The organism is Caproiciproducens sp. CPB-2 (genome assembly GCF_036287215.1).
In the GTDB taxonomy this organism is placed as follows: Bacteria; Bacillota; Clostridia; order Oscillospirales; family Acutalibacteraceae; genus Caproiciproducens.
Map to the genome: position 1 here is coordinate 1,288,475 of NZ_CP142860.1, position 18,901 is coordinate 1,307,375.

Genomic DNA, 18,901 nt, shown 5'->3' on the forward strand with positions numbered 1-18,901 from the left:
GTTTTTTTTGTCTTTTGTGCTATAATTTGATTTAGAAAAGAAATTTTCGATATTTTCCGCCGAAAATAAAAATAATTTTTATTTTTCGAGCTTCAGCCGCCACAGGAAAGGAAGAGGTTTATGAAAATTATCAGCGCACCGGATTATCAGAGCATGAGCCGGAAAGCGGCCAACATTATCTCCGCACAGGTTATTCTGTTTCCGAATTCGGTCTTGGGCCTTGCCACCGGTTCCACACCGCTTGGTGTATACAAGCAGCTGATAGAATGGTATAAAAAAGACGATATCGACTTCTCAAGGGTGCACAGCGTCAATCTTGACGAATATTGCGGGCTGTCGGGCGAACACGAACAGAGCTATCGTTATTATATGAATACAAATTTCTTCAGCCAGGTCAATATTCCGATTGAAAACACGAATGTTCCGAACGGGCTTGCAAAGGATATCGACGCGGAATGTAAACGGTATGACAACGTCATCACCAGCCTGGGCGGCATTGACCTGCAGCTTCTGGGCATCGGACACACCGGCCACATCGGGTTCAACGAGCCGGACGACGACTTTGACAAAATGACGCACTGTGTAAAGCTAAAGCAGAAAACCATCGATGCGAACGCGCGTTTCTTTAAAAATGCCTCGGAAGTGCCGCAGCGTGCTCTCACGATGGGCATCAAGGCGATTATGCAGGCGAAAAAGATTCTTCTGGTCGCCAACGGCGCCAGCAAAGCGGAGATTCTCTGCCGTTCGCTCTTCGGGCCGATCACCCCGGAAGTCCCGGCGTCCATCCTTCAGCTCCACAATGACCTGACGGTTGTCGCGGACGAAGAGGCGCTTGCGGTCATCCGCGGGCAGTATCCCTCTGCGATCGGATAAATTTCATAGCGATTTTACAGGGTGGACTTCGGTTCACCCTTATTTTTTGGTATTTTTTGTGCTATAATAAAAGCGACATAACAAGCGACATAACAGGAAAGGAAGAATATCCGTGAGTTTTGGAAGCAAAATTTTGAAGTATCAGGATGCTATCATACATGATTTGGCACAACTGGTTGCCATCCCCTCCGTGCGCGGCGAGGCCGTGGAGGGAATGCCGTTCGGCAAGGCGCCCGCAGAGGCTCTGAACCGGATTCTGCAAATGGCCGCCGATATGGGCTTTGCCACAAAGAACGTCGGTAACTATGCCGGTCACGCGGAGTACGGAGAGGGGAACGAGGTCGCCGCGGTGGTCGCCCACATGGATATCGTGCCGGCGGGGGAGGGCTGGGATACCGACCCGTTTACGCTTACCAGGAAGGGAAACCTGTACTATGGCCGCGGCACGGCGGACGACAAGGGAGCGGCGGTGGTCGCCCTGTATTGCTTAAAGGCTCTGAAGGATGAAAATATCAAGTCGAAGCGCCGCCTGCGGGTTATTTTCGGCGCGGGAGAGGAGACCGCGAGCAACGATCTGGAAATGTACCTGAAATCGGAGCAGATGCCCGTTATGGCCTTCACCCCGGATTCCGAGTACGGTATCTGCAACCGCGAAAAGGGGATCATGCGTTTGACTGTCTCCTCGCGGGAGCACAGCTCGGCGGTGGTCCGCGAATTTTCCGCCGGTACCGTTGTCAACGCCGTCCCCGCCAAGGCGAAGGCGGTCGTGATGTGTACGGACGAAGTTCTTGCAAAGCTCCAAAGCGCCGCTTCCCGTTTGGAGGGGGATTTCAGCTTTGAAAAGACGGAGGACGGGACCGAAATCACTTCCATCGGCAAAGCGTCCCACGCCATGCAGCCGCAGGAGGGTTTCAACGCCGCGACTCATCTGATGAAGCTGCTGGGTGAAATCTTTTCCGAGGAAGAGCTCGGCGGGCTGATCAGCTTTGTCAACAGGAATATCGGGACCGAGCTGCACGGAGAATCTCTCGGCGTTTACGTGAGCGACGAGGAATCCGGCCCCCTGACGCTGAACCTCGGGCTTGCCGGCATTTATGACAGATCCGCGTCCGTCGGGATCGATATCCGCTATCCGGTTACCGCAAAGGGAAAGGATATTTTTGCTTCCATCGCGGAAAAAGCTCTGCAGTACGGGCTGGAAACCACGCTGAACCAGGAGAATAAGCCGCTTTTCCTTCCGGAAAGCAGTCCGTTCATCACCCTGCTTCAGGATGCCTACGCGGCGGTTACCGGCAAACCGGCGGAAGTCTACGCCACCGGCGGCGGAACCTATGCGCGCGCCTTTGAGGGCCGTGCCGTCGCGTTTGGCCCGTTCTTCCCCGACGAACCCGACCGACGACTGCACAACACGAATGAGAATATTGATATTGACCGCTTCATGGTTCACGCACAGGTGTGCCTGGAAGCAATGTATCGGATGCTGACGCAGTAAACGGAGAATCAATGGAGAAATACAATCAAGTTACCATCAAAGACATTTTGAAAAATGAAGAAATCAATGCGTATATCACCAACGGCAACGAGAATCTGGGGGTAATCGGCTATACGGAGCACGGTTTTGCCCACGCCAAGCGGTCCTCCAATTACGCAAGCTATATTTTGCGCACCCTGCACTACGACGACCGCACCTGCGAACTGGCGGCCATTGCCGGGTACATGCACGATATCGGCAATGTGGTCAACCGTGCCGACCATGCCCAGAGCGGCGCGCTGATGGCCTTTCAGATTTTGAACCGGCTCGGGATGCCCCCAAGCGAAGTGGCGCTGATCGTCGCCGCGATCGGCAATCACGACGAGGGGACCGCCGCCGCCGTCAATCCGATTGCCGCGGCGCTGATTCTTTCCGACAAAGGGGATGTGCGCCGCACCCGCGTGCGCGACAAGGAGACCGTCGGCGCGGATATCCACGACCGCGTCAATTACGCGGTGGAACGGGCGTCCACCAAGGTGAACGCTGAAAAGAAGACGGCGATTCTCGACATTAAGATCGATACGCAGATTTGCCCCGTCATGGAGTATTTTGAAATCTTTATGACCCGCATGGTGCTTTGCCGACAGGCGGCGATGTACCTCGGCCTGCAGTTTGAGCTGATTATCAACGATACCCGGCTTTTATAGGCGTTTTTTGCCGTAACGGAAATTCAGACAGGATGGTAAAAGGCCCGGAGAAGCGTCTGACGACGCCAATCCGGGCCTTTTTGCGCGCAGGGGTGAATCCGCCGCGTTAGCGGGATATCAGCGCGGGGTAGATTCTCAAAATCTCGATGATGGAACAGAATTTGTCCGAAAGGCTGACGATCAGCGCCTCCCTGCATTTCGGCGGGGTCAGCGTCAGCGGCCACATGTGCCTGACGATGATCTCCTTTTCACAGTCGTTGAGTGAAAAATGCTCTTCGGCGTTTTCCAGCGCGGTCAGAGGATGCTTAAAGCCGTGAAGGCCCTTGGGATTCTTCGTCACGTGCCAGTCGTACAGAAAGAAATCATGCAGCAGCGCGCCCCGGATGATACTCCGGCAGTCCACATTCAGATTCAGTTTTCTGCACAGCCAGTAACTGTAATAAGCCACGGAAATGCTGTGCTCCAGGCACGAAACATTGGCGTGCTGAATAAACGTCCCCATCCGCTGAACGATCTCGGATTTCAGCAGTTCCAAGGAACAGTCCGTAAAATACTGTTTTTCGCTCCGGGATAATTTCATCTTGCCATCTCCGTATTTACTATGGAATTATTCTTATCATAATTCTTTTCTTCATTCATAGCAAGAGGAAATGAAAAAAATCAGCTGCCCTGCAGCGCAGGGCAGCTTTAACGCCGTTATTCCTCCAGTCTGTTCGCGATTTTCTTCATGCACTCGTGGCAGATATTATGGCCTTTAAACGAAACAACGTCATTCATGCTGTTGCAAAAAATACAGGCGGGCTCGTATTTTTTCAGAATGATCTTACCGTCCTCATCAACAAAAATCTCCAGAGGATCCTTTTCGTTTATGTTAAGGGTTATTCTGAGCTCCTTCGGCAACACAATTCTCCCTAATTCGTCAACTTTGCGCACAATACCGGTAGACTTCATTTTATTCATCACCTTTCACTTTAAAATCAGTGTTTGATTATTCAATTTAACGACAAAATTATAGTATATTTTTCCAAAAATGTCAATTAAATGCATGTTTGGAAAGTAAAAAAATATGTGATAAGCGGAAAATTTTATGAATACATATAATACGGAACAATCCGGAAAGGGGTGAGCGCACTGCTGAATTATATTTGGGCGGGGCTGATTGTGCTGAGCGTTATCTGTGCCGCCGTTACGGGGCGGATGCCGCAGCTTTCCGCCGGAATTATGAGCGGGACGGCCGGCGCGGTGGAACTGGTCATTACCATGATGGGCATGATGTGCGCCTGGACCGGTCTGATGAAAATCGCGGACGCGGGCGGGATTACACTGATGCTGTCCAAGCTGTTTGACCCGCTGATGCGGCGGATTTTCCCGAATCTCAAAAAAGGGGGCCCCGCCGAAAAGGCAATCTGCATGAACGTTACCGCAAATCTGCTGGGCCTCGGCAACGCCGCCACGCCCCTGGGAATTGCCGCCATGAAGGAAATGGCGAAGCTGAACCCGACACAGACCGCGGACAATTCCATGGTCATGTTCGTCGTGATCAATTCCGCGTCCATTCAGCTGATCCCCACCTTTATGGGGACCCTGCGGGCTCAGTACGGTTCTCCCGCGCCGTTTGACATTCTGCCGGCGGTGTGGCTGACTTCCGTCTGCGCGCTTGCTGTGGGGGTTACGGCCGCAAAGCTGCTGGAGGGGAAAAAAAGTGGATAAACTGGGCGTGTACGCCATCCCCATCGTAGTATTCCTGATCGTGCTGTTCGGGCTGATGCGCGGCGTGCCCCTGTTCGACACCTTCGTCGCCGGGGCAAAGGAAGGCTTTTCTTCCTCCATCTCCATCCTTCCCTCCCTGGTGGGGCTGATGATGGCGGTGTCCATGCTCAACGCCTCCGGCGCTCTGGATATCCTTTCCTCGCTTCTGGCGCCCGCCGCCCGTTTATTGGGCCTGCCGCCGGAGGTGATGCCGCTTGCGCTTATCAAGCCGGTTTCCGGCAGCGGCGCGACGGCGGTTCTGGCACAGATCTTTCAAAACAGCGGCACGGAGAGCTTTGCGGGCCGCGTGGCGTCGGTGATGTCCGGCTCCACCGAAACGACCTTTTACGCTATCGCAGTGTATTTCGGCTCGGTCGGCGTCAAAAAAACGCGTCATACGATTCCCGCGGCGGTGACTGCCGATCTGACCGCTTTTGTGGTTTCGGCGCTGACCGTCAGACTGTTTTTTCATTAAGGACTGCCTATGAATGATCGTAAAACAACAAATCATTATGTCGTTGCGCTTGCGGGAAATCCCAACTGCGGAAAAACGACTCTGTTCAACGCCCTGACCGGCTCCACCGCCTATGTGGGCAACTGGCCCGGCGTAACCGTGGAGAAGAAAAGCGGCAGCGCCCGGTACGGGAACGATACGCTGGAAATCGTTGATCTGCCGGGCATTTATTCGCTCGTGCCGTACTCGCCGGAGGAAGCGATCGCCGGAAGGTTCCTGGAACGGGAAAGGCCGGACTTGATTATCGATATTGTCGATGCGTCCAATATTGAGCGGAATCTGTATCTTACTACGCAGCTCATGGAGCTGAACATCCCGCTCGTTATCGCGATGAATATGATGGATGTGGTGGAAAAACGCGGGGATTCGGTGGACTGTGCGTTGCTGTCCCGGCTGACCGGCATTGCGGCCGTACCGATTTCGGCGTCAAAGGGGGAGGGATTGTCCGGGCTTCTGAAAGCCGCGGACAGCGCGGCGGGAAGGCCGGCCGCCTACCATTCTGTTCCCAAGCCGGGGCAGGACTGCAAAGACCCGGATACGGCGCTGGCCGACGCGCGGTACCGTTACATAGAGGCCATTACGCGAAAAGCGGTAAAAAAGCACAGCGCGTCGGTCAAAAGCGTCTCGGAAAAAATCGACTGGATTGCGACCAACCGCTTTCTGGCCATTCCCGTGTTCTTCCTGCTGATCTTTTTCGTCTTTTACATCACCTTCGGCTCCGTGGGCTCTTATCTGGTCCGCGGCGTTGAGTATTTTATCTCATCCTGTCTTTCTCCGAACGCGGACGCCGCGCTCGTGTCCGCCGGCGCCTCGTCCTGGCTGCGCAGCCTGGTTGTGGACGGGATCCTGGCGGGGGTGGGGGCGGTGCTGGAATTTCTGCCGCAGATCCTGCTGCTCTTCCTTCTGCTTTCTCTGCTGGAGGACAGCGGCTATATGGCCCGCGCCGCCTTCATCATGGACGCGCCGATGCGCCGCATCGGGCTGTCGGGGCGCGCGTTCGTACCGCTTTTGATGGGCTTCGGCTGTACCGTTCCGGCGGTCATGGGAACCCGGATTCTGGAAAGCGAAAAGGATAAGCGGCTGACCATCCTGATTACGCCGTTCATGTCCTGCAGCGCGAAAACTCCGATTTATTCCCTGTTTATCGCGGCGTTTTTTGTCGGCAGCAGGCCGCTTGCCATGTTTCTGATTTACTCCTTCGGCATCCTCGTCGGCCTTCTGTCCGCGCTGCTGTTCAAAAACAGTATCCTGAAGGGAGCCCCCGCGCCGTTCGTCATGGAGCTGCCGGATTACCGGCTGCCCACGGTGCGGACGGTCTGGCTTCACGTCCGGCGCCGGGCGGGCGATTTCCTGCAAAGAGCCGGGACCACCGTGTTTGTTGCGACGGTGGCGGTCTGGCTTCTCCAATCCTTTACCGTCGGGTTGCGGATGACCAACGACAGCTCGAACAGCATCATCGCCGCGGTTGGCAGGGCGATCGCCCCCGTTTTCACGCTCTGCGGCTTCGGCGACTGGAAACCGGCGGTCGCGCTTCTGACGGGGCTTGTCGCGAAGGAGTCGGTCGTCAGCACCATGAGCGTGCTGTATCCGGGCGGCCTGACAGACGCCCTGCGCGCGAACTTCACCACGCTGAGCGCATGCTCCTATTTGATTTTCGTGCTGCTCTACACCCCGTGCGTCGCGGCGCTGTCCGCCGTACGCCGTGAGATGGGCAGCCTGAAATGGACGGCCGTCACGGCAATTTACCAGCTGGTCACCGCCTGGTACTGGTCCGCCATGTTCTATCAGTGCGCTGTTCTGATTCAGAATTTATTCCGTAAATAAGCCCCGGCAATCTCTGCCGAGGCATTTTTATGCAGTTAGGTCGGTTTTCCCCTTTTTTTCACCTGGAAAAACACGGTAAGACAAAAATCGCGCAAGTTAGATTATACAGGGAAAAAATTTCTTTTGCAATAATCGTTAAATTATTATCAATTTAGCATTGCATATTAAAAAAATAGTTGGTATAATTTGAGAATCTGAAAAAGATGGGGAGTTAAAAGGATGATTCTGACATTGGATATGGGCAATACCAACATAACGATCGGTGTTTACGACGATAAAAGGCTGCTTTTTGTCTCCCGTATGGCGACCGACTGCTCGCGTATGGAGGACCAGTACGCCATAGAGCTGCGGGATATTCTGGATATCCACGGCGTTTCGCTGTGCGATATTACGGGCGCGGCGGTCAGCTCGGTGGTTCCGCCGCTCACCACGTATATCGTACGCGCTATCCGCTATCTGACCGGGGTGGAACCGATCTGTGTCGGGCCGAAGACAAAAACCGGCATTCAAAACAAAATCGAACACCCCGAACTGACCGGTGCCGATCTCGTTGTCGGCTGTGTCGCCGCCGGCAGAATGTTCGACGGCCCGTGCATTGTTCTGGATATGGGGACGGCGACGACCTTTGAGGTGATGGACAGGGATAAAAATATGCTGGGCGGCGCCATTATTCCGGGCGTCGCGATCTCTCTGGACGCGCTGACCCGCCGCACCGCGCAGCTCCCGCGCATCAGCCTGGAGCCGCCGAAGAGCGTCATCGGGAACAATACGATCGAGTGCATGCGTTCCGGCATCCTGCTGGGGACCGCCTGTATGATCGACGGCATGATCGGGCGCATCGAAGCGGAACTCGGGGAGAAATGCGAGGTCGTCGCCACCGGCGGCCTTTCGCGTGAAATTGTTCCGCTGTGTAAACGCAGCATCCATTTCTGCGACACGCTTCTGCTCGAGGGGCTCCGAATTCTTTACGAGGATAATCAATAGACCCGCCAGACAGTCGATAAAGTCGCGCCTGACAAAGTTTTTCGGCACTCTCACGGAGCCGCGTTACACGGCTCCGTGTTTTGTATACAAAAAAGAGAACCGCGCCCGTCCAAGCCGCGGTTATCTTTTTCACTCAAAGAAAGGCTGACCGTCCTGGTACAGCGTTTTTTTCTATTTTGAAGCGGTTATTTGTGATAGGTTTCCACAATATCCTTCACGGCGTCGATGACATACTGGACTTCCTCGTCCGTCATGGTGGGGTAGAGCGGCAGGGAAATCAGGCGGTCGAAATGCTTTTCGGCGTTCGGGAAATCGCCCTTTTTGTAGCCGTAACGGTCCGTGTAGACGCTCATATACGTTACCGGGATAAAATGTACGCTGGTTCCGACGTTGCGCTCGTTCAGCTCGGTGATGAACCGGTCGCGGTCAATGGTCAGCAGCTCGGGGACGATGCGCACGACGTACAGATGCCAGCAGTGCGTCGTGTAGTCGGGAACGTACGGCGGGTCCATCGCGTCGATCCTGCCGAACGCCTCCTGATATTTCGCGGCGATCTTCAGGCGCGCCGCCTGCATTTCTTCCAGACGGGACAGCTGCTTTAAGCCGAGCGCCGCCTGAATGTCAAACATGTTGTACTTGAAGCCGGGCTCGCAGATGTCGTATTTCCAAGTGCCTCCCTTGGCGTAGCGGTTCCACGCGTTTTTGCTCATGCCCTGTCCGGCGAAGATGCGCGCCCTGCGGTCGATCTCGTCGTCGTCGGTGACCAGCATGCCGCCGTCGCCCGTGCACAGGTTCTTCGTGGCGTAAAAGCTGTAGGAAGCGGCGCCCGGAAGCCCGCTGCCGATCAGCCTGCCCTTGTAGCGGCTCCAAAGGGCGTGCGCGGCGTCCTCCGAAACAAACAGGCCGTGCCTGTCGGCAATCTCGTAAATCCGGTCAAGGTCGCAGACCTGTCCGCTGTAATGCACCGGAACGATCGCCTTGGTTTTCGGCGTGATTTTCTTTTCGATTTCGTCCGGGTCGATGCAGGCGGTTTTAAAGTCCACGTCCGCAAAGACGGGGGTCGCGCCCGTGTGGATAATCGTGTTCGCGGTGGAGGCGAACGTCATCGGCGTGGTGATGACTTCGTCGCCCGGGCCGATGTCCTTTGTCAGCAGCGCCACGTGCAGCGCCGCCGTACAGGAATTCATGGCGATTGCGTGCTTCGCGCCCAGATACGCGGCGAATTCGTTCTCGAATTCGTTGGTCCGGGGACCTTTGGCCACCCAGCCGGATTTCAGCGTGTCGACGACCTCGTTGATTTCCAGATCGGTGATGTTGGGCAGATTGTATGGAATGAATTTTTCTCGTTTCACGAACTGACTCATACTTGTCATCCTCTTTTTTTCAGTTGATTTTCCATTTTCACAGCAAATCCGTTTGCGGCTGTAAGTCGGGATGCGCTTCCGGCCCCCAAAAAATGGGGAGAAACGGATATCAATTCTGCAGCTTAACTGGAAATGTTGCAGTATCAGTTTTACCAATAAATCAAAGTAAATGATAATACGATTGATTGTTAATGTCAACTATATTGCCTTTTGAAATATTGACTAAAAGCCCCGTTGGTTATATAATGTACAAGTTATAGCAGAATAATTTTTAACTGCGGCGGCCTGTCGGGCCGGGCGGAAGCAGGAAAAATTTTTGCCGCAGTTTGTAAAGAATGGTGTTAATGTGAACGGCAAGGAAGATTTTTTTGTACATCCCAGCGCGTGTGTGGATGACGGCGCGAAAATTGGAAACGGTACGAAAGTATGGCATTTTTGCCACATCGGCGGCGGTTCCCAAATCGGCGAAAACTGCTCCATCGGGCAGAATGTGTTTGTGGCCCCGGGGGTAAAGATCGGCAGTTTCTGCAAAATCCAGAACAACGTATCCATTTATGAGGGCGTGGAGCTGAGCGACTATGTGTTCTGCGGGCCATCCATGGTGTTTACCAATGTGCAGCGCCCGCGCTGCAAATATCCCCAGCGCGGCGCGGCCTTTTACGCCCATACCCCCATTGGGGAGGGCGCCAGCATCGGCGCGAACGCCACCATCGTCTGCGGCCACAGAATCGGAAAAAACGCGTTTATCGCGGCCGGCAGCGTCGTGACAAAGGACGTTCCCGACCATGCGGTCATGATGGGCAATCCCGCCCGTCAGCACGGATGGGCCTGTGAGTGCGGGGAGAAACTGAGCGGGGATTTGGTCTGCCCAAAATGCGGGAAAACATATGTGCAGGCCGAAAACGGCCTTCAGGAGGAAACAAAATAAATGGAAAAGATTGCTTTTAACGACCTTGGCGCGCAATACCGCCATTTAAAGGACGAAATTGATAGAGGCATTGCCGATGTGATCGGCGGCTGCCATTTTATTTCCGGTCCCCAGACGGAGGAACTGGAAAAAGAGCTTTGCAGCTATACGGGGCGCAAATACTGCGTCAGCACCAGCAACGGCACCGACGCGCTTCTGATGCCGCTGATGGCGAAGGGGATCGGCGAGGGCGACGCTGTGTTTGTTCCGGCGTTCACCTTTTTCGCTACGGCGGAAGTAGCCAGCTTTTTAGGGGCGACCCCCGTTTTCTGCGATGTGGACGAAGATACTTTCAACATGGATCCCGAATCCCTTGAAAAACAGATTAAAAGGGTGCTGGAAGAGGGCAGACTAAAGCCAAAGGCCGTGATCGCGGTCGACCTGTTCGGCCAGCCCGCCGATTTTACAAATATAGAGCCGCTTTGCAAAAAGTACGGCCTTTTCCTGATGGAGGACGCGGCACAGGGGTTCGGCGGCGCGATCGGCTCCAGGAAGGCCTGCAGCTTCGGCGACGTTTCCGCGACGAGCTTTTTCCCGGCAAAGGCGCTCGGCTGCTACGGCGACGGCGGCGCGGTCTTTACGGACGACGAAGAGATGTATCGGCTGCTTGTCTCCATCCGCGTACACGGCAAGGGTTCTTTTAAATATGAAAATGTGCGTATCGGTTTGAACGCAAGGCTGGACACCCTGCAGGCGGCCATTCTGCTGCCGAAGCTTCACGAGTTTGACAAGGAGACGCAGCACCGCAACTGGGCCGCTTCCCGCTATGCCGAGCTTCTGAAAGGCAAATTCCGGGTGCCGGTCTTAAAGGACGGATTTTTCTCCAGCTATGGATATTATACGCTGAAAGCGGAAAGCGAAGAGCAGCGTTCAAAGCTGACAGACGCCCTGAAGGCGGCGGGGGTCCCCACCATGATTTATTACCCCCTGCCTTTGCATCTGCAGAAGGTGTACGCGCCGCTCGGCTACCGGGAGGGCGATCTGCCCGTGAGCGAAAAGCTCAGTAAAACGGTTTTCAGCCTGCCGATGCACGGCTATATCACAGAAGAAGTTATCGATTATATTTGCACGACGCTGCAAAATATCTGATTTATGAGGAGAATTTAAATGTCAAACGTGAAAACTGAGTTATTGAATAAAATTCAGGACAAGTCCGCCGTTGTCGGTATTGTCGGCCTGGGGTATGTCGGACTTCCCCTCGCCGTGGAATTTGCAAAGGCCGGCTACCGGACCATCGGCTTTGACGTTCAGTCCCAAAAGGTCGATTCCGTCAATGCGGGCCGGAATTATATCGGCGATATTGTGGGCGATACGCTCAAGCACGTGGTCGAAAGCGGAGCCCTTTCCGCGACCAGCGATTTTTCCTTCATCAAGGGCGTGGACGCGGTGGCGATCGCCGTTCCCACTCCGCTGGACAAGTACCAGCAGCCGGATATCAGCTATGTGAAGGGTTCCACGGAATCCGTTGCCAAATACCTGCATAAGGGCATGGTGATCATTCTCGAATCCACCACCTATCCGGGGACCACGGAGGAGCTTTTAAAGCCGATCCTTGAGGCAAGCGGCCTCAAATGCGGCGAGGATTTTTACCTTGCCTTCTCGCCGGAGCGCGTGGATCCGGGCAACAAGCAGTATAAGACGAAAAATACCCCGAAGGTCGTCGGCGGCGTCGGAAAAGACGGCACGGAGGTTGCCGCCGCGCTGTACCGTAATGTGCTGGAGGGCGGCGTATACGAGGTTTCCTCCCCGGCCGTTGCCGAAATGGAAAAGCTCCTCGAAAACACCTACCGCAACATCAATATCGGCCTTGCAAACGAGATGGCGATCATCTGCAACCGCATGGGCATCAATGTCTGGGACGTGATCGACGCGGCCAAAACAAAGCCGTACGGCTTTCAGGCGTTTTATCCGGGACCGGGACTCGGCGGACACTGCATTCCGCTCGACCCGTTTTACCTTGCCTGGAAGGCCCGCGAGTTCGACTACCACACCCGCCTGATCGAGACCTCCGGCGAAATCAATACCGGCATGCCCGAGTATGTCGTCGACCGCGCCATGAAGGTCCTCAACCGCAATAAGACCGCGATGAACGGCGCCAAGGTGCTCGTTCTCGGCGTCGCCTATAAATCGGATATCGACGATTACCGCGAAAGCCCGGCGCTGAACGTCATCGAGCACCTCGTCAAAGAGGGCGCGGACACCACTTACTATGACCCGTATATTCCGGAATACCGGCACAAGGGCGTTACCTACACCGGCGCGAAGGAGCTGACGGACGACCTGCTGAGAAGCGCGGATATCGTCATCATCTGCACGGCGCACGCCTGCTTTGACTATGACAGGATCCAAAAGCTCTCCAAAGAGGTTTTTGATACCAGAAACGCCATGAAGGATGTAAAAGACCGTTCCAATATTGAGCTTTTATAAAAGATTCTCCCCCGTTTCCGAAAAGTGACGGGGGAATTTTGTGTGGAATAAACAGGGATGTTTTGGAAAATAATGTAATAAAGGAGAATGATGATGAAGAAGCTTCGTTTTGCTTTGATCGGCTGCGGCCGCATTTCAAAAAATCATATCGCCGCGGCGATTGCAAACGCCGAAACCATGGATTTGGCTGTGGTCTGTGACCCGGTGCTGGAAAACGCCGAGAAAAAAGCAAATGATTATCTGGAGGCGACCGGCGTCAAACCGGCTGTTTACGCGGACTATAAAAAGGCGCTGGACGAGCGGGAGATCGACTGCTGCGCCATTGCCACGGAGAGCGGCTATCACGCGGAAATCGCGCTGTACTGCATCCGCCTCGGCAAGCATGTCCTGATTGAAAAGCCAATGGCGCTGAGCACCGCCGACGCGGAGCAGATGATCCGTGAGGCGAAGGAAAAGGGCGTTGCACTCGGCGTCTGCCACCAGAACCGCTTCAACGCGCCGATTCAGGAGCTCCACAGGGCGATCGGGGACGGGCGCTTCGGCAAGCTGGTCAGCGGAACGGCCTGCGTTTTCTGGAACCGCGGGATGCCGTATTACGAGCAGGCCCCGTGGCGCGGCACCTGGGAACAGGACGGCGGCACGCTGATGAACCAGTGCATCCATGATATCGACCTTCTTCAGTGGAACCTCGGCGGCGAACCCGAGACCATTATGGCTATGACCGGAAATTACCTGCGCGACATTCACGCCGAGGATTTCGGCGCCATCCTGATCCGCTTCAAAAACGGCGCGATCGGCCTTGTGGAAGGCACCACCTGCGTATACCCAAAAAATCTGGAGGAAACGCTGACCATTCTGGGCGGCACGGGCACCGCGGTCATCGGGGGGATTGCCGTCAACCGTGTGGAAACCTGGAACTTTGAGACCCCGGCGGAACAGGATTCCCGCATTGCCGCGCTGGCCGGCACGGACCCGAAGGATGTTTACGGAAGCGGCCACAATCTGCTTTACGCCGATTATATCCGTGCGGTCAACACGCACACCGACCCGCTTGTGAGCGGCGAAGAGGGAATCAAGGCCATGAAGATTATTCTGGCCGCCTACAAGTCCCAGAAAACAGGTCAGGCGGTTCCGTTTGAGGGCCTGAGCTTCTCCACGCTCGACATGGACGATTCCGACGTCCGCTGCCGCTGAGCCGGGGGAACGGAAGATGAAAATTGTAACCGTAGTCGGCGCAAGGCCGCAGTTTGTCAAGGCGTCGGTGGTATCGGCGGCGCTGAAGCCGGTCTGCACAGAGGTGCTGGTCCATACCGGCCAGCACTATGACCGCAATATGTCGGACGTGTTCTTTGAGGAGCTTTCCATTCCCAGGCCGGCTTACAACCTGGGGGTCGGTTCCGGCTCCCACGGGCACCAGACCGGCGAAATGCTGATGAAAATCGAAGACGTCCTTCTGGAAGAAAAGCCGGATATCCTGCTCGTTTACGGCGATACCAACTCCACGCTGGCGGGCGCTTTGGCCGCGTCCAAGCTGCACATTCCGGTCGCCCATGTGGAAGCCGGGCTCCGCTCCTACAACATGCGCATGCCCGAGGAGCAGAACCGTGTTCTGACCGACCATATTTCCAGATGGCTTTTCTGCCCGACGAAGACCGCGGCGGACAACCTGAAAAAAGAGGGCGTTACCGCCGGCGTTTCCGTCTGCGGGGACGTGATGCTGGATTCCGTGTTGCATTTTCTGCAGGTTGCGAAAAACAATCCGTCCAAAACCGCCATTTTCGCCCAGCTCGGCATCGAGCCGAAAAACTACCGCCTTGCCACTCTGCACCGCGCGGAAACGACCGACGGCGGGCTTGACGCGATCATTGCGATCTTCAAGGCCTTCGAGCAGCTTCCGCAGCTGGTCGTGCTGCCGATTCACCCAAGGACAAGGCCGCTCGCGCAGGAAGCGATTGAAAAGTGCGGATTCCGGAATATCAAACTGATCGATCCGGTCGGCTATCTGGAAATGCTGCTTCTGACCTCCAACGCCTGTCAGGTCATGACCGATTCGGGCGGCCTGCAGAAAGAGGCGTGGTTTATGAAGGTGCCGTGCATTACGCTGCGCGGGGAAACCGAATGGGTGGAGACGCTCGAAGGAAACTGGAATGTGCTTTCCGCGCTCACCACGGAGGACATTTACCGGAAGGCGATGCACACCGTCGTGGACGAGGCCGCGCACGAACAGATGCCGTTCGGCGACGGTAACGCGTCGAAGAAGATCGCGGATGCTCTGTCACGGGAAATGGGCGGGCGTCCGTAAACCAAGGCAATTCCTGTAAAAGGGTAAGAGGTAATTTATGAATATCATTTATATCAATCACTACGCCGGTTCCGATCGGCACGGAATGGAGTTCCGCCCGTATTTTATGGCGAAGCGCTGGGCCTCCGCCGGTCACAATGTGACGATTGTCGCCAGCTCCTATTCCCATCTGCGCACCGTGAACCCGGATCTGCAGGGGAAAAAGACGATGGAGGAAACGCTGGACGGCGTCCGCTATTTCTGGATTGAGGGCCCCGAGTACCACGGCAACGGCGTGGGGCGAATCAGAAATATGCTGTCCTTTCTGCACGGCCTTTATCGATACGCCGATCAGATCGCCGCGCAGGGAAAGCCCGACGCGGTCATTGCGTCTTCCACGTATCCGCTGGACATCTATCCCGCGCACCGGCTCTCAAAAAAATACGGGGCAATGCTGATTTACGAGGTGCACGACCTCTGGCCGCTCAGCCCGATCGAGCTCGGCGGCATGAGCCCGCGCCACCCCTATATCATGCTGATGCAGGCGGCGGAAAATTACTGCTATAAAAACAGCGACTATGTCGTTTCGCTTCTGCCGAACGCGAAGGAACATATGGTGGAGCACGGCTTGAAGCCGGAAAAATACATCTGTATCCCCAACGGGATCGTCAAAGCCGACTGGGAAAAGCCGATGGCGGATCCGCCGGTATATTACGAGCTGCTGAAGCAGTTCCATGACGAAGGATATTTCCTGATCGGCTACACCGGCGCGCACGGAATCGCCAACGCGCTGGACAGTTTTGTCCAGGCGGGGGAGAAGCTCCGCGGCAAAAAAATCAAGCTGATTATGGTCGGCCCCGGCCCGGAACGCGAGCGCCTCGCTCAGCAGGTAATCGACAGGAACCTGCGCGATGTCGTGGAGATGCTGCAGCCGGTCAGGCGCGACCAGATTCCGGAGCTGCTAAGTCAGATGGACGCCCTTTACGTCGGGCTGCAGCGGCAGCCGCTGTTCCGTTTCGGGGTCAGCCCGAACAAGCTGATGGACTATATGATGGCCGCAAAGCCGGTCATTTTCGCGATTGAAGCCGGAAACGACATGGTGAAGGACGCCAAATGCGGAATTTCCATTCCGCCGGAGGACAGCTCGGCCATCGCGAAGGCGGCGAAGAAGCTTGCCGGCCTTTCCAAAGAAGAGCTGAACACCATGGGCCGCCGCGGCAGGGAATACATCCTGCGGAACAATGAGTATGACGTGCTGTCGCAGAAATTCCTCGACGTATTTTCCATGCCCTATGAACCCAAAACAAAATAGCTGATTGCTTTTCAGAAGCAGAGAGGGCAGCCGGTCCGGCTGCCCTCTTTTATAGTCCGAGCTCTTTGATTTTGTCGCGCAGCTTGATGAAATCGTCAAACGCGTCGGGTTTGCTGCTTGGGTTGCGCAGAAGCGCAGCGGGGTGGAGCGTGGCCATCATCAGAACGCCGTTCCGTTCAAAGAAAATACCGTGTTCCCTGGTGATTTTGATGTCCGGCTTGATGATCTTCATGGCGGCGATGCGGCCGAGGCAGACAATGATTTTCGGGCGGATCAGCGCCACCTGGTTGCGCAGCCAGCCGATGCACAGCTCCTGCTCTTCCGGAAGCGGGTCGCGGTTCTGCGGCGGCCTGCATTTGACGATATTCGCGATGTAAATATTTTTGTGCCGGTCAAGGTCGACGGCATCCAGCATTTTGTCAAGCAGCTGCCCGCTCCGGCCTACAAACGGTTCCCCCTGCAAATCCTCGTTTTCGCCGGGGCCTTCTCCGATCAGCAGCACGCTGGCTTTCTCGTTTCCGACACCGAACACAACGTTGGTCCGCCCGGTGCACAGATCGCATTTGCGGCATTCCAGACAAGCGGATTTCAGTTCTTCCCAGTTATCAAACAATGCGGTATCCACCTTCCTATTTGAATCCTCTTTTCATGATGGCATGACAATCGTCACAAAGGTATTTTTTTCTCTTCCCAAGATGTGCGCCTGTCATGCTTCCATGTTCTCTCAGGCGCCCGAAGCTTTGCTTCGGCTTGCGCTGTAAGGTTATTATAGCATGAATATCGCAAAATCGAATGCCGTTGTGCAGAAAATTTTACGGGAAAGACGAAAAATCTCCCCTGCCGTCCTACGCGCTGCGGCAGGGGAGAACTGTTCTGCGGGGAAAAAGGTTATTGCTGTTCTTTATTAATTGAGTTCATCGGCGGAGCTTGCCATTTTATCCCCGGAGGATCCCGTCCGGTTGATCTTTACTTCCACGCGCCGGTTCTGTGACCGTCCTTCCTCCACTTCGTTGCCGGCTACCGGATGGTAATATGAATACCCCGAAACAATCATTTTGGATTGGGGAAGATCGCATTTGCTGGAAAAGAATTTCAGTACCGCAATGGCGCGGTCGGACGAAAGCTCCCACGCAAAGTAGTTGTTCTGGGACTCATCTCCCGCCATGGCGGTATGTCCGCTGATCTCTATGGAACCGATCTGGTCGTCCACGCTCAAAAGAAGACCGCCCATATATTGAAGGATATCGAAGCTGGATTCTCTCATAGTGGGGCTGTCCGGATAGAACAGCACGTTGTCCTTAAAACGGAATTTAATAAATCCCTCGCCTTTTTCAAGCAAAATAGATTCGGAGTAACCGCTTTGATTGATTTTTTTCTGAATGGATTCATAAATCTCATCAAAATCATTATTCGCCGCTTGATTTTCCGCTTGGCTTGCTGTCCCGCTTACCGTCTCCTGAGCAACGGATGCGTTGCCGGCGGCAGCCTGTTTGCTCTTTTCCAATTCAGTCCTGATGCTGTAGTTTTGCTGAGATACGGCCATCATGGCGAAGGAAAACAGGATTACAAAAATCGCCAGCAGGTCGGTCATCATGTCGCTGTAACTGGTCAGCCAAGCGGGAGCTTCATCATCATCTCCGCCTTCCGGTTCGTCCATATCGAAATATTTTTCATCCTCCGGCATGAGTTATTATGCAACCCCCTTCATCTTCAGTTCATGTATCTGCTTACTGACCGAGCCCATTTTTTTGACATCCTTTTTCGTCAGGCAGGAAATCATATTTTCCTGGATAGTCCTCGGATTTTTTCCTTCCATAATGGAAGTCAGCCCCTCGAGCAAAAATTCCTTTCTCAGCGCTTCGTCCGCGCTCATCACCTTGAGCCTTTTTGACATCGGCATAAAAACGACATAGGCGATAAAGGCGCCGTAAAAGGAAGTAACCAGTTCGATTGCCATCAAAGGTCCCAGCTTGGTCGGGTCCTCCAGGTTTTCCAGCATGGGAATCAGGCCGATATACGTTCCGAGAAGGCCCAGGGAGGTTGAGGTGGAGGCGATCATATCCAGCATGGCGTGCCCGTCCTGATGCCTTTTCTTAGCGAAATAGATTTCCGACCGGAGGGCTTTTTTGAGCACATCCTCGCCGACGCCGTCCGCGATCAGCAGGATCCCCTTCTGAAGGAACTCGTCGTCGGCATACTTGGGGGCAGCGTCTTCAAGGGCCAGAAGCCCTTTGCTTCTGGCAATCTCGCTGAGTGACACGATCGTCTGAATGTCTTTTACAAAATCATACTGCACTTTTTTGAAAGATTTTTTCATAACCCGCCCGAGCGTTTTCAATTTGCTTGGCGGGAACGAAACGACAATAACGCCTGTTGTGCCGCCTACCGTAATAAAAACAGAGGGCCAGTTTAAAAAGGAACTGAAATT

The 18,901-nt window shown here is 54.7% G+C and carries 19 protein-coding genes; 13 read left to right on the top strand and 6 right to left on the bottom strand.

All coding sequences use genetic code 11. From position 1 onward, the window contains the following. The first annotated feature begins 120 nt into the window (after window positions 1-120). From nagB to VXK30_RS06390, 3 genes are all read left to right on the top strand, one after another. On the top strand, window positions 121-873 hold the full coding sequence (nagB, locus tag VXK30_RS06380; protein ID WP_275716702.1) for a glucosamine-6-phosphate deaminase: 753 nt from the start codon (window positions 121-123) through the stop codon (window positions 871-873). 133 nt (window positions 874-1,006) lie between these two features. Next, a complete protein-coding gene (locus VXK30_RS06385) occupies window positions 1,007-2,365 on the top strand; it encodes a Sapep family Mn(2+)-dependent dipeptidase (protein ID WP_275716699.1) in 1,359 nt (452 codons plus the stop codon). 11 nt (window positions 2,366-2,376) lie between these two features. Continuing rightward, on the top strand, window positions 2,377-3,051 hold the full coding sequence (locus VXK30_RS06390; RefSeq protein ID WP_275716697.1) for an HD domain-containing protein: 675 nt from the start codon (window positions 2,377-2,379) through the stop codon (window positions 3,049-3,051). Window positions 3,052-3,157: 106 nt separating this feature from the next. Here the strand turns inward: VXK30_RS06390 and VXK30_RS06395 are convergent, their stop codons facing one another. Beyond that, window positions 3,158-3,631: an HD domain-containing protein gene (locus VXK30_RS06395; protein WP_275716695.1), complete on the bottom strand. Its 474-nt coding sequence runs from the start codon at window positions 3,629-3,631 to the stop codon at window positions 3,158-3,160. 116 nt (window positions 3,632-3,747) lie between these two features. Next, the gene (locus VXK30_RS06400; protein ID WP_275716693.1) at window positions 3,748-4,002 is read right to left on the bottom strand and encodes an AbrB/MazE/SpoVT family DNA-binding domain-containing protein; all 255 of its coding nucleotides are present in this window, start codon (window positions 4,000-4,002) and stop codon (window positions 3,748-3,750) included. Window positions 4,003-4,173: 171 nt separating this feature from the next. On the opposite strand from VXK30_RS06400, the gene VXK30_RS06405 reads away from it, so the two are divergent. From VXK30_RS06405 to VXK30_RS06420, 4 genes are all read left to right on the top strand, one after another. Continuing rightward, window positions 4,174-4,761, top strand: a complete 588-nt coding sequence (locus VXK30_RS06405; RefSeq protein WP_275716691.1) for a nucleoside recognition domain-containing protein — start codon at window positions 4,174-4,176, stop codon at window positions 4,759-4,761. After that, window positions 4,754-5,275: a spore maturation protein gene (locus VXK30_RS06410; protein ID WP_275716689.1), complete on the top strand. Its 522-nt coding sequence runs from the start codon at window positions 4,754-4,756 to the stop codon at window positions 5,273-5,275. Before VXK30_RS06405 ends, VXK30_RS06410 begins: the two co-directional genes overlap by 8 nt. Before the next feature lie 9 nt (window positions 5,276-5,284). Next, the gene (gene feoB / locus VXK30_RS06415; RefSeq protein WP_275716687.1) at window positions 5,285-7,138 is read left to right on the top strand and encodes a ferrous iron transport protein B; all 1,854 of its coding nucleotides are present in this window, start codon (window positions 5,285-5,287) and stop codon (window positions 7,136-7,138) included. Window positions 7,139-7,357: 219 nt separating this feature from the next. Then, complete coding sequence (locus tag VXK30_RS06420) at window positions 7,358-8,122, top strand: type III pantothenate kinase (protein WP_275716685.1); 765 nt, start codon at window positions 7,358-7,360, stop codon at window positions 8,120-8,122. Between the two features lie 185 nt (window positions 8,123-8,307). Here VXK30_RS06420 and VXK30_RS06425 read toward each other — a convergent pair whose 3' ends face one another. After that, a complete protein-coding gene (locus tag VXK30_RS06425) occupies window positions 8,308-9,486 on the bottom strand; it encodes a DegT/DnrJ/EryC1/StrS family aminotransferase (RefSeq protein WP_275716683.1) in 1,179 nt (392 codons plus the stop codon). Between the two features lie 316 nt (window positions 9,487-9,802). Here VXK30_RS06425 and VXK30_RS06430 point away from each other — a divergent pair, with 316 nt between their 5' ends. From VXK30_RS06430 to VXK30_RS06455, 6 genes are all read left to right on the top strand, one after another. Continuing rightward, window positions 9,803-10,414: an acyltransferase gene (locus VXK30_RS06430; protein WP_275716681.1), complete on the top strand. Its 612-nt coding sequence runs from the start codon at window positions 9,803-9,805 to the stop codon at window positions 10,412-10,414. Beyond that, window positions 10,415-11,542, top strand: coding sequence for a DegT/DnrJ/EryC1/StrS family aminotransferase (locus VXK30_RS06435; RefSeq protein ID WP_275716679.1), 1,128 nt, complete (start codon window positions 10,415-10,417; stop codon window positions 11,540-11,542). 18 nt (window positions 11,543-11,560) lie between these two features. Continuing rightward, window positions 11,561-12,880 (top strand): nucleotide sugar dehydrogenase, encoded by a 1,320-nt coding sequence (locus tag VXK30_RS06440; RefSeq protein ID WP_275716677.1) that lies wholly within the window; start codon window positions 11,561-11,563, stop codon window positions 12,878-12,880. A 93-nt stretch (window positions 12,881-12,973) separates the two neighbouring features. Then, window positions 12,974-14,074: a Gfo/Idh/MocA family protein gene (locus VXK30_RS06445; protein ID WP_275716675.1), complete on the top strand. Its 1,101-nt coding sequence runs from the start codon at window positions 12,974-12,976 to the stop codon at window positions 14,072-14,074. Window positions 14,075-14,090: 16 nt separating this feature from the next. Continuing rightward, on the top strand, window positions 14,091-15,182 hold the full coding sequence (gene wecB, locus VXK30_RS06450) for a non-hydrolyzing UDP-N-acetylglucosamine 2-epimerase (RefSeq protein WP_275716673.1): 1,092 nt from the start codon (window positions 14,091-14,093) through the stop codon (window positions 15,180-15,182). Window positions 15,183-15,219: 37 nt separating this feature from the next. Next, window positions 15,220-16,473 (top strand): glycosyltransferase family 4 protein, encoded by a 1,254-nt coding sequence (locus VXK30_RS06455; RefSeq protein WP_275716671.1) that lies wholly within the window; start codon window positions 15,220-15,222, stop codon window positions 16,471-16,473. A gap of 49 nt (window positions 16,474-16,522) precedes the next feature. On the opposite strand, the gene VXK30_RS06460 is transcribed toward VXK30_RS06455, so the two are convergent. From VXK30_RS06460 to VXK30_RS06470, 3 genes are all read right to left on the bottom strand, one after another. Next, entirely contained in the window at window positions 16,523-17,086 is a 564-nt protein-coding gene (locus tag VXK30_RS06460) for a uracil-DNA glycosylase (RefSeq protein ID WP_275716669.1), read from the bottom strand. 291 nt (window positions 17,087-17,377) lie between these two features. After that, window positions 17,378-18,157 carry an OmpA/MotB family protein gene (locus VXK30_RS06465; RefSeq protein ID WP_275716667.1) on the bottom strand — a complete coding sequence of 260 codons (780 nt, stop codon included), beginning with the start codon at window positions 18,155-18,157 and terminating at the stop codon, window positions 17,378-17,380. 6 nt (window positions 18,158-18,163) lie between these two features. Continuing rightward, window positions 18,164-18,790, bottom strand: coding sequence for a motility protein A (locus VXK30_RS06470; protein ID WP_275716665.1), 627 nt, complete (start codon window positions 18,788-18,790; stop codon window positions 18,164-18,166). Window positions 18,791-18,901 lie beyond the last annotated feature (111 nt).